Raw genomic sequence first — 1836 nt, 5'->3', positions numbered from 1 at the left:
CAAGACTAAATTGCCCTTGCCATTGGGTTAGCTGCTTATCTAACTGCGATGCTGTCAGCGATGATGTGTCTACCACCGTAAGCGATGCCATGGTGGACTGCTCGGTGTACCCTTGATATTGCCCCCCTTCATTGCCAGCTACTTCATTGTTAAAGAAACAGGTACGCAAGACATCATGTTGCTGCGCTAGCCTGCTCAAGGCTTGATTTAGCCTATTAGCATCCAGCTCAGCCGCAGTTGACCCAGGGATGTGCATCATAAATGATTGATTGAAGTGCTGAGGAACGGCTAAGGTTTTATTGATGAGCCAGTTATCGAAGAACCATTGCTGAATAGGCAGTAGCTCAAACTCCCCGATTAACGCACCTTGCTCCGCAATAACATTGACGCCCTGTATTGTGCTATTCAGTAACACTGAAAGGCGAGCAACGGTTGGCGCATCAAAGATATCTTTCACTTGCAAGCTAAAACCAACTTGTCGCAAGCGCGACACTAACTGAATGCTAACAATCGAATCACCGCCAATGCGGAAGAAATTATCATTAATCCCAACTTGCTCAAGCCCCAGCACGGCTTGCCAAACCTCACACAGTTGACGCTCAGTATCACTGCGCGGCGCCACATACACATCGCTACTGATAAACTCAGGCTCTGGCAAGGCCTTGCGGTCTAACTTGCCATTAATCGTCAAGGGCACATGGTCAATTACCGTGAAGGTTGCGGGCTGCATATAATCTGGCAACACACTGATTAGTTGCTGGCGCACATCTTCAATAAAAGCATCAATTAAGATGTCCTTGTTGACTTCAGTATTATCATCACCTTGAACGATAATATACGCCGCCAGATACTGACGGCTATCACCTTGATGTTCACTCTGATCATCATTCGCATGCTCGCAATCTATCACTACCGCCTGCTTAACGCCTTTGAACTGACTCAGCGCCGCCTCAATTTCGCCCAATTCAATACGGTAGCCGCGGATTTTAACTTGGTTATCCAAACGGCCTAAATATTCTAAATTGCCATCAGACAAATAACGCACCATATCCCCCGTTTTGTATAAACGGGTATAACCTTTTTCAATATCACTTTGGGTCGCGAACGGATTATCAATAAAACACTCAGCGGTTAATGCATCTTGGTTTACATACCCGCGAGCCAGCCCTGCACCACCGATGTAAAGCTCTCCAGGAGAACCAATAGGAAGTAACTGACCTAAGTTATCTACAACATAATTCAAAGTATTGGCAATTACTTTCCCGATACCCACACATTTAGGATCACGAATAGCCTTTTGAGTCACACATACTGTAGCCTCTGTTGGGCCATATTGATTAAAAACCAATTTTGCAGGTAAGCAGGGGAGAGGATTCAACACTTCTCCCCCTGTATGGAGGACGTCTAAATTTAATTGAGCCAAAGCTTCAGGGATAAGATTAACAATCGATGTGGGAATAAACGCTTTAGTGATTTTATTATCACTAATCAACGCCAGTAATTTATCCGTATTTCCTTGCGCCTCTTTTGGCACTATCGTTAGGGTAGCACCAGTATAAAAACAAGGAAATATTTCATAAACAGAAGCATCAAAAACATAATTAGAAAAAAATAAAGCCTGAGTATCTTGTGTCATTTGATGAGTATCTGTAATAAATGATATTAAATTAATCACACTCTTATGCTCTATCATCACCCCTTTGGGCTGCCCTGTGGTTCCGGAGGTGTAAATCACATAGGCTAAATCAGCAGGGCCACAGACGGGAACAAGGTTATCGCTAGATTGCTCGCCATTCGCTAATGGCACATCCACATTGATGAGTTGCAAAGGTGTGT

General features: G+C 44.1%; 1 protein-coding gene. It reads right to left on the bottom strand.

Translation table 11 applies throughout. From position 1 onward, the window contains the following. The coding region (locus tag Q0779_RS23580) for an AMP-binding protein (protein ID WP_298776700.1) at window positions 1–1836 on the bottom strand (1836 nt) is incomplete at both ends.

Origin of the sequence: uncultured Shewanella sp., assembly GCF_947491715.1 — a bacterium.
Lineage (GTDB): Bacteria > Pseudomonadota > Gammaproteobacteria > Enterobacterales > Shewanellaceae > Shewanella.
This window is presented reverse-complemented; position numbering and strand designations above follow the sequence as displayed.